This window comes from Corallococcus exiguus, assembly GCF_009909105.1.
In the GTDB taxonomy this organism is placed as follows: domain Bacteria; phylum Myxococcota; class Myxococcia; order Myxococcales; family Myxococcaceae; genus Corallococcus; species Corallococcus exiguus.
The window spans coordinates 139,941-154,679 of sequence record NZ_JAAAPK010000002.1 but is presented as its reverse complement, the minus strand read 5'-3'; the positions used below and the strand labels follow the sequence as shown (position 1 = coordinate 154,679).

General features: G+C 67.8%; 12 protein-coding genes. 6 read left to right on the top strand and 6 right to left on the bottom strand.

The window, feature by feature from the left end; all coding sequences use genetic code 11:
• Window positions 1-29: 29 nt before the first annotated feature.
• The gene (locus GTZ93_RS07210; RefSeq protein ID WP_139919390.1) at window positions 30-545 is read right to left on the bottom strand and encodes a hypothetical protein; all 516 of its coding nucleotides are present in this window, start codon (window positions 543-545) and stop codon (window positions 30-32) included.
• A gap of 280 nt (window positions 546-825) precedes the next feature.
• Between GTZ93_RS07210 and GTZ93_RS07205 the strand changes: the two genes are divergently transcribed.
• Complete coding sequence (locus tag GTZ93_RS07205) at window positions 826-4,407, top strand: serine/threonine-protein kinase (RefSeq protein ID WP_139919389.1); 3,582 nt, start codon at window positions 826-828, stop codon at window positions 4,405-4,407.
• A 526-nt stretch (window positions 4,408-4,933) separates the two neighbouring features.
• On the opposite strand, the gene GTZ93_RS07200 is transcribed toward GTZ93_RS07205, so the two are convergent.
• A complete protein-coding gene (locus GTZ93_RS07200; RefSeq protein ID WP_139919388.1) occupies window positions 4,934-6,556 on the bottom strand; it encodes a sigma 54-interacting transcriptional regulator in 1,623 nt (540 codons plus the stop codon).
• 411 nt (window positions 6,557-6,967) lie between these two features.
• Here GTZ93_RS07200 and GTZ93_RS07195 point away from each other — a divergent pair, with 411 nt between their 5' ends.
• The 4 genes from GTZ93_RS07195 to GTZ93_RS07180 all read left to right on the top strand — a co-directional run bounded on the left by GTZ93_RS07195 (window position 6,968) and on the right by GTZ93_RS07180 (window position 10,548).
• Window positions 6,968-7,213 (top strand): hypothetical protein, encoded by a 246-nt coding sequence (locus GTZ93_RS07195; protein WP_139919387.1) that lies wholly within the window; start codon window positions 6,968-6,970, stop codon window positions 7,211-7,213.
• Window positions 7,214-7,308: 95 nt separating this feature from the next.
• The gene (locus GTZ93_RS07190) at window positions 7,309-9,078 is read left to right on the top strand and encodes a cytidine/deoxycytidylate deaminase family protein (protein ID WP_139919386.1); all 1,770 of its coding nucleotides are present in this window, start codon (window positions 7,309-7,311) and stop codon (window positions 9,076-9,078) included.
• Window positions 9,079-9,513: 435 nt separating this feature from the next.
• On the top strand, window positions 9,514-10,149 hold the full coding sequence (locus GTZ93_RS07185; RefSeq protein WP_139919385.1) for a glutathione S-transferase family protein: 636 nt from the start codon (window positions 9,514-9,516) through the stop codon (window positions 10,147-10,149).
• Between the two features lie 9 nt (window positions 10,150-10,158).
• On the top strand, window positions 10,159-10,548 hold the full coding sequence (locus GTZ93_RS07180) for a hypothetical protein (protein WP_139919384.1): 390 nt from the start codon (window positions 10,159-10,161) through the stop codon (window positions 10,546-10,548).
• Window positions 10,549-10,645: 97 nt separating this feature from the next.
• Here GTZ93_RS07180 and GTZ93_RS07175 read toward each other — a convergent pair whose 3' ends face one another.
• The 3 genes from GTZ93_RS07175 to GTZ93_RS07165 form a co-directional block, all read right to left on the bottom strand.
• Window positions 10,646-11,464, bottom strand: coding sequence for a carbonic anhydrase (locus GTZ93_RS07175; protein WP_139919383.1), 819 nt, complete (start codon window positions 11,462-11,464; stop codon window positions 10,646-10,648).
• A 174-nt stretch (window positions 11,465-11,638) separates the two neighbouring features.
• Complete coding sequence (locus tag GTZ93_RS07170) at window positions 11,639-12,472, bottom strand: HEAT repeat domain-containing protein (RefSeq protein WP_139919382.1); 834 nt, start codon at window positions 12,470-12,472, stop codon at window positions 11,639-11,641.
• Window positions 12,473-12,534: 62 nt separating this feature from the next.
• Window positions 12,535-12,786 (bottom strand): alpha/beta hydrolase, encoded by a 252-nt coding sequence (locus GTZ93_RS07165; protein WP_161662694.1) that lies wholly within the window; start codon window positions 12,784-12,786, stop codon window positions 12,535-12,537.
• On the opposite strand from GTZ93_RS07165, the gene GTZ93_RS07160 reads away from it, so the two are divergent.
• Complete coding sequence (locus tag GTZ93_RS07160; RefSeq protein ID WP_161662693.1) at window positions 12,785-13,033, top strand: LysR substrate-binding domain-containing protein; 249 nt, start codon at window positions 12,785-12,787, stop codon at window positions 13,031-13,033. The genes GTZ93_RS07165 and GTZ93_RS07160 overlap by 2 nt on opposite strands.
• 10 nt (window positions 13,034-13,043) lie before the next feature.
• Here GTZ93_RS07160 and GTZ93_RS07155 read toward each other — a convergent pair whose 3' ends face one another.
• Window positions 13,044-14,681, bottom strand: a complete 1,638-nt coding sequence (locus GTZ93_RS07155) for a choice-of-anchor D domain-containing protein (protein WP_161662692.1) — start codon at window positions 14,679-14,681, stop codon at window positions 13,044-13,046.
• Window positions 14,682-14,739 lie beyond the last annotated feature (58 nt).

Genomic DNA, 14,739 nt, shown 5'->3' with positions numbered 1-14,739 from the left:
TTACCGAGGTGGATGAGCAGGGCCGACGCTCAGGCCGCAGAGCCGTACGCGCCCTGCATTCCCTCAGGGGAAGCCTGCGCCGACACCAGGAACAGCTGCTTTGGATCGTCCTGCCAGCCGGAAATGTAGACCTCGAAGTTCAACGAGCACGAGATGACCTGGCCGGGGGAGGCCGTTTCCGCGATGTAGCCCGGAAGGGAGCCGTTGGGCTGCTGGACCGCCCACGCCATGTAGTCATAGGGCCCCACCACCCCTTGCTTCTTCTTGATCTGAAAGACCAGATTGGATCCGCTCCCAGGCAATGGTGCGCACAGGTAGAGCCCGCTTGCCTTGTTCATGAAGTAGAAGGCCTGCGGATTGGTGTCCGCAGCGGACATGATCCATTGCTGATTCGGGTCCGAGGGAACGGATGTGCGAGTGGTGACGTAATGCTGCGGGCTGGCCGGGTCATTGGCGAGCGCGTTGGTTCCGTTGAGGAGCGTCCACACGGTGCCGCGGTCCTTCTCAATCTTGACGTCCGCCGGATTCTTCGAGGTCTGAAACATTGTTGCCTATCCTCCAGGAATGAACTGCGTGTTTGAGCTGCCTTCAATTGCTGGCAATTCGCGCGAGCGCGGCGCCTTATCACTGCAAGGCGCTGCGTCGATTGGATTGCACTCCAAGCCATTGCAACGCAGGTGCCATCGGCTGGACCCATGAGGCCGTGGAGGGCTGCTGAGAGGTGAAGCCTGAGCTGTGCTCCGGGACGACGCGGCGACAGGCCGGCGGCGTGTCGGCGGCATGCCGCGACGGCCATCCCCCTGGAACCGGGTACGATGCCCTCCAATGCACCACGGCTACGAGACGCAGATATGGCTCGCCCTCGACGAGGGCATCCTGTCCCGCGAGGAGTCAGCGGCCCTGCTCGAGGAGGCGCTGCGCCTGGGACGAAGCCCCCTGGAGCTGCTGCGTGAGCGGGGCCGGATCTCCGAAGAGACCCTGACCTCGCTCGTGAAGGAAGGCCCGGCCACGCCCGAACACAGACCCGTCGAGCCTGCCCCGACCGAGGCCCGCACTCCGGCCTTTCCCCTCCCCCACTGGGACCGCTACCAGTTCGTGCGGTTCCTCGGACAGGGCGGCATGGGGCGCGTGTTCCTGGCGGATGATCCGCGGCTGCGCCGCCCGGTGGCCCTCAAGTTCGTCCGCGACGACGACGATGCGCACACCCGCCGCTTCATCTCCGAGGCCCGTGCCCAGGCCAAGGTGAAGCATGAGCGCGTGTGCCAGGTGTACGAGGTCGGCCACGTCGACGGGAAGGTCTTCATCGCCATGCAGTACATCGACGGGCAGCCGCTGAGCGCCCTGGTGCGCGCGCTCACCGTCGAGCAGAAGGCCCTGGTGCTTCGCGAGGCCGCCCTGGGCGTGCACGAAGCCCACCGCGTGGGGCTCATCCACCGGGACATCAAGCCCTCCAACATCATGGTCGAGCGCGCCGAGGATGGGACGCCCAGGCCCTACGTGATGGACTTCGGCCTGGCACGCGAGTGGAACGAATCCGTGACGGCCTCCGGGGCGGTGCTGGGCACGCCCCACTACATGGCCCCAGAGCAGGCCCGCGGCGAGGTGAGCCGGCTCGACCGCCGCGCGGATGTCTACAGCCTGGGCGCCAGCCTCTACTTCCTGCTCACCGGACAGGCGCCCATCCCCGGCGACAACGGTCTGGAGGTGCTCAACAACATCGCGACCGTGGAGCCCCGGCCGCCGCGCGGGGTGGACCCGGATGTCCCGGCGGACCTGGAGGCCATCGCGCTCAAGTGCCTGGAGAAGGACCGCTCCGCTCGCTACGACTCGGCACGCGCCCTGGCGGAGGACCTGGAGCGCTTCCTCGGCGGCGAGCCCGTCCTGGCACGCACGGGCTTCGGGTACCGCGTACGCAAGCGGCTGCGCAAATACCGGCTGCTGGCCTCCGTGAGCGCCTCGGCGTTGCTCTCCGTGGCAGTGGCACTGGGATGGGGCGCGCTGGGGCGCCGTGAGGCCGCCGAGCGCGAACGGACCGTCCAGCGGTTCACCGAGCTGGTGAGCCACATCGAGTCCATGGTGCGCTACTCCTCGCTCTCGCGGCTGCATGACACGCGCGAGGACCGCCAGGCCATCAAGGAGCGCATGGCGGAGCTGGAGGCGGAGATCCAACGCGCCGGCCCACGAGCCCTGGGCCCTGGACACTACGCGCTGGGACGCGGCTACCTCGCGCTGGGGGATGAGACGAAGGCCGCCGAACTGCTCGAGTCCGCCTGGAGCAACGGCTTTCATGATCCGCGGGCCGCGTACGCGCTCGCCCTGGTGACCGGGCGGCTCTACCAGCAGAAGCTCCTGGAGGCACAGCGGCTGCGCAACCCACAGCAGCGAGAGTCCTCGACGCGTGACGCGGAACGCCGCTACCGCGATCCGGCGCTCGCCTGGCTCCGGCAGAGCCGGGGCGCCCAGATGCCGTCGGTGGAATATGTGTCGGCGCTGGTTGCCTTCTACGAGGGTCGCCTCGACGACGCACTCTCCCTGCTGCAGAACGCCAGCCGCCGGGTGCCCTGGTTCCATGAGGTGCCCCTGCTGCGCGGGGACATCCTCCAGGCCCGGGCGCTCACGCGATGGAACGCGGGAGACCTTGAGGGCGCCCGGAACGACTTCGAGTCTGGCCGCACCTCCTTCGCCGCCGCCGCGGCCACCGCCGAGAGCGACCCGTCCGTGTACCGTTCCTGGGCCGGGCTGGAGAACAGCGCGATGGTGGTGGAACTGTATGGCAAGGGAGAGGTGATGCCCGCCTACCAGCGGGCCCTGGAGGCCCTGTCGCGCTGCCTCACCGCGATGCCGGACGACGCTGCGTGCCTGATCCGCATGGCGCGCGTGAATCACCGTCTGGCCGAACATCGGCTCACCCAGGGAGGCGCTGGCGCGGAGCCCCTCGCCAAGGCCCTGGAGGCCGCCGAGCGTGCCCGTGCCGTGGACCCCGCGCGTTCGGAGGCCACGTACACCCTGGCGCGGAGCACCTGGCTCCAGGCGCGTTACCGGCTCGAGAAGGGAGAGGATCCGCGAGAACTGCTGGGCAAGGCCGCCGCGCTGTTCGAGAGCATCCCCGAGGCGGACCGGGATCGCGCCTGCCACGCTGACTCCGGCCTGGTTTTCAAGACATGGGCCGACTACGAGGATCAGCTGGGGGTGGCCTCACAGGGCAACCGGGACAAGGCCATTCGCGCCTACAGGGCGGCCCTGGCGATTGACCCCATTCCGGAAGACTGGATCAACCTGGGGAGCACGCTGCTGACCCGGGCATCGCTGCCGCGAAACGCGGAGCCGGAGCAGGATCTCCAGAAGGCCGCGGAGGCGCTCGAGCAGGCGCGCGCGCTCAATCCCCAGCACGTGGTGCCGTATTTCTACGCGGGCCAGGTCCACGAGCAATGGGCCCGGCGGCGGTACGCTCGCGGTGAGGATTCCCGGCTGGAGCTGGAGCTCGCCCTGGAGCAGTACCAGCGGGGGCTCGCCATCAACCCGAGCCTCCCCCACCTCCACAACGGCATGGGCATCGCGCTCCTCCTGCGGGCCGAGGAGCTATGGAATCGGGGAGGAGATCCCCTGCCAGTGCTCCAGCAGGCCCGAGCCAGCTTCGAACAGGCCATCGCGGTCGCCCCCGGACAGGGCTTCGGCTACGCCAATCTGGGCGCCCTGCTCGCCAGGCGCTGCGACTACCTGCTCGCGCGGGGGGAAGACCCTCGCCCGAGCGCGCGTGAGGCCGAGGAGGTCCTCGAACAGGGTCGTGAGCGGATGCCGGGCGCCGCCTGGCTCCGGGGCCTCGTGGGCACGGTGCGCGTCGCCCAGGCCCGCTTCGAGGTGGAGCACGCGCGATCCCCTGGCGCCCAACTCGCGCGCGCCCGGGAGGATCTCCATGCGGCCATGGAGCAGAACTCGCGGGACGCGGAGCTGTGGCTCCAACTCGGCAAGGCGCAGGCGCTCCAGGCCCGATGGGAGGAGCGGCATGGGCCACTCCCGCCCGGGGCCATGGAAGAAGCGGCGAAGTCCTTCGAGAAAGCCATCGCGCTGTCCCCTGACGACCCTGGGTATCGCCTGGAGGCCGGCCGCTTCTACCGCCTCTGGGCGGGACAACAGAAGCGCGCGGGCCATGAGGACGGCCCCCGGTTCCAGCGGGGGCTCGAACTCGCCGAGCAGGTGCTGAGGGCCCGGCCGGACTGGCCCGTGGCGCGGGCACTCCGCGCCAGCATCCGCCTGGAGCTGGACGAGACCGCGAGGCCCGGGGACAGGCTCACCTGGCAAAACCAGGCGCTGGAGGAACTGACCCAGGCGCTCGCGATCAATCCAAACCTCAGCCACGAGTGGAGCGGGCTGCTCGCCGCCGCACGGCGGCCCGGCGGGGGCCCTTAGCGCGCGTGCCGTCGGGCTCGCCGCCGCCTGATACTTCGATGGTGCCGGTGGCGACCCTGGGCCCTTCCGCCGTGTCGTCGAACAATTTCACCTGATATTCGTGGCAACCCGGCACCTCCGGCGTGAACGCCCCCACGTAGGCGTTGAGCTGGGGTGTCTTGGCGACCCGCCGACATTGAATGACTGCTCGATCGACCGAGGGCCCCCGCGTCCACGTGATTCTAGGAGCACGAATGGCAGACAGCTTCGAGGGGGTCCACACAACAAAGAGGAGCGTCTGCCTGACGTTGATCGTGATGGGATGCTTGACCCTGAGACGAGACGGAGAGTCGAGCAAGAAATCAATCACCTGCGGCTGTGGAGGTATCGCGGCGATTTTCCGTGTCACCCTGCCTGTCTTCTGGGACGGCTTCTTGCCTTTCGCCAACCTGGTGGTTGCCATGATGTTCTCCGGGGTCGTCCCCGGCGGTGTACCGGGGCAGGTGCTCGCCATTTGCACACGATGGGCCAGCATGCCGCCACAGGCTCAGGAGTGCTTTGGCACCAGGCCCAGTTCCTTGACCCGCCGGTTCAAGGCCCGCTTGGAGACCTCCAGGCGCTTCGCCATCTCGTCCAGGTCGCCCTGGCACGCGTGGAAGCAGCGGATGAGTTCCTCCACACCCAGGTCCCCGGCCAGGCGGATGCTGGGGCTGCGCTCGATGAGATCGTAGATGGAGGAGCGGGCGATCCCCAGGTGTTGGGCCGCCTTCTTCACATCCCAGCCGTGCGCGCGCAGGGCCGCGAGCAGCTCCGGCTCGCCCACCTCGGTGGACTTGCGGCGGGCCGTGGGCTCCGGAGTGGGCTCCGGCTCGGGAGCGCGGACTGGAGACGGCGGCGCCACGGGAAGCATCAGCTCCCGGGCGAGGCGTGGATCCAACTCCAGACAGGGCTGTCCCCGGCTGCCAATGACCAGCTGCCGGGCCACGTTCCGCAGCTGGCGGATGTTCCCGGGCCACGGGTGTAGCAACAGCCGCACCGCCAGGGCCGCCGGCAGCCACGGCTCGGCATAGGGATCGCTTGGGGTGAGGTGGTGGGCCTCCCCCAGCGCCTCCAATTCCTGGCGGGCGAAGTGGAGGAACAACGGACCGATGTCCTCCCGGCGCTCACGCAGTGGGGGCAGATGGATTTCATAGCCGGCCAGCCGGTGGAGCAGCGGCGCGCGGAAGCGTCCCTCGGAGATCTGGGCCTCCAGATTCGCGTCCGTGGCGGCGACGAGGCGGACGTCTGTCTTCACGGGGGTGCTGGCGCCCACCGGGTACAGCTCCCCTGTCTCCAGCACCCGGAGGAGCATGACCTGCACCTCGGGGGAGGCCTCGCCCACCTCGTCGAGGAAGAGCGTGCCGCCCTCGGCCGCACGAAAGAAGCCGTCGCGGTCGCGCTGTGCACCGGTGAAGGCGCCCCGGACGCTGCCGAAGAGCTCCGCGGCGGCCAGCTCCTTGGGGATGGCGCCGAGGTTGACGCTGACGAAGCGTCCGCCGCGCCGGCTCCGCGCGTGGAGCGCCTGGGCGACCAGCTCCTTGCCCGTGCCCGTCTCGCCGCGAATCAGGACGGGCACGTCCAGGTCGGCCACACGCCCGATGTCCCTGCGGATGAGGCGGAGGGAGGTGCTCTCGCCCACCATGCCCAGGGAGGTGGGTGCGTCCATTTCAGGGAGCGCGGTCAGGTGCAGCAGGAGCACCACCCTCCCGGTGAACTCGAGCGGGATTCCCCGCGCCAGCTCCTCCGGGCCGAACTCCCGGCCGCGGTCGAGCGGCTCGCCCGCGCAGGTGCAGCGCCCCCCGTCGGCCGGGATGAGTCGGATGCCCTCGCCCGCGGGAGCGAACAGGAGCGGCTTGCGGCTCATGAAGGGATCGCCCAGCGGCAGGCCCAGGGGCTCGCCGGGACGGGTGAAGTCCGGCGAGTTTCGGGAGAGCGTGACCTCCCGGCCGGCAAGCAGCCCGTGCAGCAGCAGCCGCTCGCCGATGCGGGTGGCGTGCGTGTGGGAGACGATGGTCAGCGCGGGAACGAGGCGCGCGAAGGGTCGCTGCCCGCGCGGCTTCGGATCCGCGGCAGTGGACACATCAGCCGTCGCCAGGGGGACATGGGGATCGCGGGCACCAGGGCGGGACATCCCCGCTACTGTATCCGGCTCGCCGCATCGGAGGCGCCGCCGGATTGTGACCCGCACTGAGAGTCCATTGCCCAAAGCGGTGGATGAAAAAAGACCCCGCGTCTCCGTTCGGAAACGCAGGGCCTTGACTCACGCACTTGCAGCCCTGAATTCCACTGTCGCGATCAGTTGACCTGAACCTCACCGACGATGGCTGCGGCCTGGCCCCCTCAATTCCAACCTTCCTGCGGGTTGCGGGAGGAGGAGCCGCTCCACGAATCGATGGCGGCGCGAAGTGTATAAGTCCCAGGTTGAGTCGGCGCCGGCAGCGAGAGGCTGGGGGTGGCCGACGCACCTTGCCCGCCGTTGAGGTAGGCGATGAGCGTGCACGCCAGAGGCTGCGGAGCGACCGAAGGTCCGTGGAGACCCTTCATGAAGGCGAGGCTCCTGGACCTTCACAGGACCACCCAGGACGTGCTGGTCACGATCAACGGGCGCTCCCACCTGCTGGCGAGTGCCAAGGTGTCAATGCTCGGGCTCGGGCGAATCATCCGCTCGGAGCCCCAAGCTCCGAACGTGGTGACGCTACGGCCCGTACAAGATGCCCACCCGAACCGCTTCCTCCAGAAGGTGGGGTCCGACGACTACCAGTTCACGGCCCCCAATTACCCGGGGTGACGCGGATCTTGTAGTTGAGGAAGCTCCTGGGGGCCTGGTCGGCATCCAACGTAGGCTCTGCCCCCCTCTTCCCCGCTTCCTCCAGAAGGCACGACATGGCATTCAGTTGCTGGAAGTGCTGCAAACCGCTGGTCAGCAGTCGTTGCAACAATCCGCGTTGCTCCTGCTTCGGCCAGGTCATCGAGTTTGGCGAAGGCAATCCTCTCGCCCAGACGCTCCCCTTCGAGATCCAGAGTCACATCGCCTCGTTCCTTCCCAACAGGGACTTGGCGCGACTCACCCCGACGGACAAGAGCAGCTACCAGTTCACCAAGACGATTCGCGCGCTGCACTCTCAGCGGGAGTTCGTGGGTCAAAACTTCGTCAAGATGGGGGGCCGCGGGGTCACCATCGAGGACAAGTACACCTATCACCATGAGGCGATGATCCGGCTGGACAAGCTGGCGGAGGGCCAGCCCGCGGCGATGCTGGTCTTCCCCAAGAGCGGTCTCTACTTCCTGGCGTTCGATGCTTCCGAGGAGCTGCTGGGCCACAGCCCACTGGTCAACGTGGTCCAGAACGTCCTGGATGGGGATTCAGGCGTCGCGAAGGTCTGGGACAAGATCAAGGGCTGCTACCTGTATCTGAACTACTGGCCCACGGAGTCCGACCTGGGCATCAGCATCCAGCAGCTCACGGCGCGGGACGACCGGCTCATCTGCAGGGACTGGGAGGCGCAGGTCCTCTATCTCATGCAGCCGAGCAAGGAGAACCGCAAGGGCCTCCTCAAGGCCTTCAAGGCGGACCCCACCGTGTCCAACAAGCCCAAGGCCGTGGCCTCGGAGAACGGCAAGGACGACCCGGAGAGCAAGGTCTGCAAGGCGATCAAAGCCGAGCCCAAGAAGAAGTATGTCAATGCCCTGCCCCGGGCGGATGCACGGGACTTCGTCATCCGGAGCGGCTCCACGCGCGGATACGAGAAGCTCTCCCCCACGGGCAAGAAGCTCTTCGACGACATCTTCCTGCTCGCCGCGTTCGTGTTGGGCTCGGAGTTGTTCGATGGTGAGAAGCCCCACACCGTGGGCGCCCTGCTGGTGTCCGAGGCGGGAGACCTCCTGAGCTGGGGAATCGACGAGAGCGCGTGCATTCACGCCGAGACGAGCACCCTCAAGCTGCTGACGCAGGAGCTCCGGAACGGGATGCGCGAGGAGCTGGAATCCTGCAGGGTCTACACCTCCCTCGAACCCTGCTTCATGTGCGCGGGGCTGCTGGCGGAGTTCGGCGCGACCCGGAAGCTCGCGGTCGTCTACGGCCAGGTGGACCCCGCGGTGCACGAGGTCTTCAGCGCCCAGGCCGAGGGGCGTGTGGAGGCCGAGCCAACGCCCGTGATGTGGCATTCACACATTGAATCGCTGCTCATGGAGGCCCCTTACGACGAGTCCTCGTCGACCGGGTTCTCGACCCGGCTGGAGGGAAAGCGCCAGGAGTTGGACCGGCTCCACAAGCAGTCCCTGGGAGAGGACAAGAAGGTCAAGGAGACCCTCAAGAACAAGTACGCCAATTCGGTCATGCAGGCGCTGGGACAGCCGGCCTACCGCCGCCGGTTCCTGAAGGCGCTCTTCCGGCTCATCGATCTCCTCCCCCGCATCAATGGGGTCACCACGACCGAAGAGCAGCAGTTCCTCTTGAAGCTCTGGAAGAACACCCTTCAGTTGCTGCAGAGCATCCGGAAGTCGGATTTGGACGCGATGCTCCAGAAGACGGCGGGGCTCCTCGATGCGTCACGGGGCAAGCATCCCTACCCGCAGGACAAGGAGCGGCAGTCGCCCAGGACGGACTTCAAAGCTGAGGCACAGCGCTGCCTGAAGCTCTACGAGAGCGTGTAGGCGCGCGGCTCCAGCCAGCGCGTCGTACATGGCGGTAGGCTCGGCGTGACCGTCTACGCCACTCTCCGTGAACCGCCCCCAATCCCTTCGCGACGGCGTGGCGCCCCTGGAGCCAACGCGAGACATCCACAATCCCTACAAACCATGGCCTCAGTGGCTGCAGCTGCATTCCCCATAGATGCACTTGTGGCTGGGCATCTTTCCCTCGACGAGAAGGCAGCTCATGTTGCATCTGAGAGAATCACAGGGTTGCGCCCAGGGGTCTCTCAGCTCATTGACCAGGAGCGCTGCGGCCCCGAGGACAGCACTCGCCAATAATGCAATCGCAAGGGTCATGCCGCGCCCCACCCTCTTCTTCCGGCCGGTTTGCTCCATGCGCCCCTCATCGGTTGGACCGCGTTCGCCTTTATTCGAAATGTCATAGACTTACCGCCCATGATCAAGCTCCACCAGTTCAACCCCTCTGGGAATTGCTACAAGGTCCGCCTCCTGCTGCATCAGCTCGAGATTCCGTTCGAGACGCGGGAGGTGGACCTCTCCGCGGGAGAGACGCGCACGCCGGAGTTCAAGGCGATGAACCCCATTGCCCGGACCCCCACCGTGGAGCTTGAGCCCGGTGTCTTCCTCGCCGAGTCCAACGCCATCCTCTGGTACTTCGCCGAGGGCACGCCGTTCATTCCCTCCGACCGGCTGGAGCGGGCGCGAATGCTCCAGTGGATGTTCTTCGAGCAGTACAGCCACGAGCCCTACATCGCCGTGGCCCGGGCGTGGCTCACCTTCTTCGGTGTCCCTTCCGGCAAGGAGAAGGAGCTGGAGGAGCGCATCCAGAAGGGCTACGCCGCGCTCGACATCATGGAGGGCGAGCTGCGCAAGCGGCCCTTCTTCGCGGGCGAGCACTACAGCCTCGCGGACATCGCGCTGTATGCGTACACGCACGTGGCGGAAGAGGGCCGGTTCGACCTGGGCCGCTATCCCGCCATCCGCGCCTGGTTCGAGCGGGTGCAGGCCCAGCCCCGCCACGTGCGCATCACCGACGTCCTCAAGGCGCCACCGGCCCCGGAAGCGGAGTAGCCTGGGGGCATGCTACTTCCCGACGACTACACCCAAGCCGCCTTGGATGCGGAGTTCCACGTCCAGGTTGAGATTGACCGCGTGGTGCTTCCCTCGAAAGTGTTCGGAGAGGCCGTCGTTGAAGGGCGTGTCGCACGCGTCTTCCGAGGGGATCCGGCGCTGCTCGGCTCGAACATCTCCTTCGAGGTGAGCAGTATCCGCGAAGGCGCCAGCATCCCTCCCAGTGGGGTTCGCTGGCAGATCGCCGAAGCGCTGGAGCGGGCCGTTGCGATTGAGGCCTACCTCAACCGCAACGGATACGGTGGCTATGCGATCGCCAGATGGCAATCCTTCCTGCTCGACGCGGTGACGGACACTCCGGCGCGGCTCATCACCGAGGCGGACCTGGAGCCCGTGTGAGGTGAGCCGCCATCCGTGTGGGTACGCCCTGCGTTCATGGCGTTGCCTATGGGGACCAACCTACGGCGCGGCGAAAAGTCGCGGGAGCGACTGGACTTCAGCGCCCGGAGTGCGCGCTGACCGTGCGCCCGTTCAGCGGCTGCAGGGGGCGGTTGTTCGGGTTGAGGTGCGGCAGCCGCTCGAACGCGGCGATCTGCGCGTCGGACATCTGGATGGGCTGCTTCATCACGTACCACTGGAGCCCCTGCGTGCACGGGGGCGTGGTCAGCGAACCCGCGTACTGGAAGAACGCCTTGTCGCGCGGCAGCAGCGCGCTCGCGTTGAGGAGAGCCCCCGCCGGCGCGCTCTCCTCCCCCATGTGCCGGGGCAGGTGCCGGAAGGCCGTGAACAGGGCCGCGTTCACCGCGCCTTCCTCAATGAGGACTCCGACGACCAGCGCGGGAGCTCCATTCGCGTCCGTGTGCACCAGGTGCAGCTCGAGCGGATACTCCACGCCGTCCTTCGTGTGCTCGCTGGGCGTGTGGAAGTGGAACTGCGCCAGCTTGTACTCGCTGGCCCCCACCCGGACGGTGCTGCCGCCGTCGTAGGTGAACTGCACCGTGTGCCCCGTGTTGAGCATGCGCACGCGGCTGGTGGCGTAGTGGAAGCTGGGAACGTCCAGGTGAGGGTGGGCGGCCCCCGCCGTCACCAGCGCGATGGGCGACTGCGCCTCGCCCTGCGCGCAGACCGCGTCGCCCGGCAGCTCGCCCCAGTGCTCCGGGCTCAGGGTCTGGTCGTAGCCCCAGTGCACATCCTCGCTGCTCGTCGTGAGCGAGGCGGGGGCCCCGTCGGCGGCGAAGGCATTCGGAGCAAGCAACAGGGAGGACAGCAACGCGCCCCGAAGGGCACGCACGGAGTCGGCGCGGGAGAGCAACATGGTGTGGAGTCCTTTGATACAGGCGTCAATCACAAGCAGGAGCACCCCGGCATTGGACCCGGAATGCCCCGCGGTGCGCCCTATAACCTGAGGCTCGGATATGTGCAGATTTCTGATTATTTCCAGCTAGTCCGCTTTGTCACGAAACGGCGACGGCGCGAAGTGTGACGACCGTCAGCGGGAAAGGGACTCCAGGACGTGGATGGCTTCGAAGAGGGCCGCGCGGAACTCGGGGTCGTCGTCTTCCTCGTCGCAGGCCTCACGATGCCCCAGCAGCAGGGGGAGCAGCGAGACGTCCTCCAGTGCCTGGGCCGCCTCCACGTCCAGCGTGGTGACCACGGGCCCCTCCAGCACGCGCCGTAGCGGTTCGAGGACTCGCGCGTCCTTGCACAGGGCCAATCCCAAGAGGGCCTCCCCGCGAATCTTGACGTGGGCCTCGGAGAGCCGATCCACCAGCGCCTCGCGCAGCTCCGGCGTGTCCATCTCCCGCGCCTGGGAGCCGAGCGCGAACGTGGCCCATTCGCGCACGGCGTCGTCGGCGTCGCGGGAGAGCTGAATCAATGCCTGGAGCGCCTGGGCGTCCCGGAACCGTGACAGCCCCATGACGACGCCGAACCGGACTTGGGCGTTGGGGTGCTCCCGCAGGGAAAGGAGGGCGGGCAGCCCGCGGCGATCAGCGCCCAGGTGGCCCAGGGCGGCGGTCATCGCCACCAACGCGGCGGCGTCCTGTTCCTTCGCGAGCGCCGGCAGGAGCGCGTCCAGGAAGCGGGCGATGCGCTCCCTGGACCGGTGCCGGAAATCCAGTTGGGAGAGGACGTTCGCGCCGCGGCCCCGCTCCTTCGGCGAGGGCGACTGGAGCCAGGCCGCGGCCCGCTGGAAGACCTCTTCCCCACCGCGGTAGTGCAGCTGCCAGATGGCCCTCCACGCGCCCTCGTCCTCTTCGCCGCCCTGGAGCGTGCGGGCGAACAATTCATCGGTGGAGAGGTCGGCTTCGGGCGGGGAATCCATGCCGGGCAGCCTAGCGCCGGACGCCCGTGCCATCCCAGGATCTGCCCCTGCCCTGTCTGACTTCAGTCAGCAGGCAGCGTGTCCGCCAGGAACCGCTGGACCTCGTCGAGCACCGCCGCGTCCACGCCGTGCGCGAGCGAGGGGAACAACCGCAGGCGGACGCGGGCTCCGCGCGCCTCGAGCTCCCGGGCGGCCTCCTCGGAGAACCGCACGGGGATGACCGGATCCCTCGCGCCGTGCACCAGGAGGACGGGCACGGAGGTCGCCCCCGGGACCGCGGGCGCATCCACCGCGAGCCGTCCGGACGGCGACATGCTCTTCCTGCGTGAAGCGGCCAAGGCGGGCGCGGGCATCGCGCTGCTCCCCTCCTTCCTCGCCCTGGCGAACGTGACCTCCGGGCAGCTGGTCCGCGTGATGCCGCGCTACACGCTGTCCACCACGTCCCTGACCATGCTCCACCCCCGCGCCCAGCACGCGCCGCGGAAGGTGTCCGCCTTCCGCGACGTCCTCATCGACTTCCTCCAGGCGCGGCCCCTCTCCGGGCCCCCCAGTCCCAGCTGAACCGGAGGCGTCACCGCTCCATCGTGAGCGTGCGGGGGTCGTACAGGCGGATGAAGCCCCCCGCCGGTTCCGAGAGAGTGCCGAAGCCGCCGCCCACCACCACATGACGATCGAGGTCCGCATAGGCCAGGGTGCTGACCCAGGCCCCATTTCCAAGCGGCGAGTCGATGTATGTGATGGGCCCCGGAGCCAGCTTCGAACTGTCGCCCATATCGGCGAACCAGCCCCGGCCGTAGGTGTAGACATTGGTGCCGGGACCCACCTCATGGCCGCCGAGGAGCAACCTGGGAGCGAGGTTGAAGTTGGAGGGGAAAACGTACGCGTCGACCTGGCCCGGCCCCTGGCCTGGTGACGTCTGCGTATTCCACAGCACGTTGCCCGCGGAGTCGAACCACGAGGCCATGAAGCCTCCCGGCGGCGTGCCGTTGTTGATGAACGAGACCATCTCACCCGAGAGGGTGAAGGCCACGGCGCCCCAGCTGCCCTCCTTCGTCCACTGCGTCCCCCCAACAGGGGTGAGCTTCCGGATGAAGCGCTTCACGAACACCAGGTCCTGTGGGTTGGTGCCCCGGTTGTACGCGGTGCCGCCCACGTAGACGGAGTTCCCGTCCCCCATGACGCCCAAGCCGAAGGGGAAGTTGAGCTGAGCTTCACTGATGACGGTGCTCCACCGCTCGACGCCCTCGCGCGACAGCGCGACGAGCTTCATCGCCAGCGCGGTGTCATGGCTCCCCTGCGTCATCAGCACGTAGGTGTTACCGAAGACGTCCGCCACCACGTGCCCCTCGCTCGAGGACTGCTGGGGCGGCGTGTACGTCCACCGCACCCGCCCGTCGCCGTCGTACTGGGTCACCGTACCGTTGTAGCTCAGCACCGAGAGGTACCAGTCGCTGGTGACGACGAGCTTCGACATGGAGCTGACGGGGACTGACCAGCGCTCATATCCGAACCTGTCCAGCGACGTCACCCCCAGGGCGTCCTGCACGACGATGTTGCCGTCGGCCAGCGGCGCCACGGTCATGGGCGGGCTGCTGCGCAGCACCTCCCACTGATAGAGAGGCGAGAACGCCACCAGGGCGACGGACCTCGACGCATCCAGGCGGAGCAGGCAACCGCCGCGGGGCGCATTGGCGCAGGCCTTGCTCCACGTCGGGAACCCTTCCGGGCCGGCGTACAGGGTCAGCTCCGTCGTGCGCACCGCGTGCCTGCACGGCTGGGTACACGTGAAGGAGTCATCCCCCGCCACGACGCGGGTGCCCGGCGGCATGGAGGTCACGTCCACCCACACGAAGGCAGTGCCCTGGAGCTCCGCCGGATTCACCGAGTCCGCCCCTGTCACCTTGAGGCGCGAGGCGTGCGTGCCGGCCAGGAGGGGTGCGAACCTCACGCGCACTTCGCATTCCATGCCCGCGGCCAGGTACTTCTCGCAGGTGTTGGAGGTGATGGAGAAGAACTCGGAGCCCTCGACGGACACCGACACCGACTCCACGTCTTGTGGCGAAGCGTTGCGCACCGTGAAGAGCTGCTCGACGGTGACCGTCCCCACCTCCACATCCCCGAAGTCGAACGACTTCCGGTCGATGACGAGCGCCGCTGAGGGCTCGTCGGAGCACGCGCCGAAGAGGATGGGCGCGCCGAGGAGAAGCATGAGGGACAAAGACTTTCGGAACATAGGGGGCGGACTTCTAGTCAACTCCCAGACATCG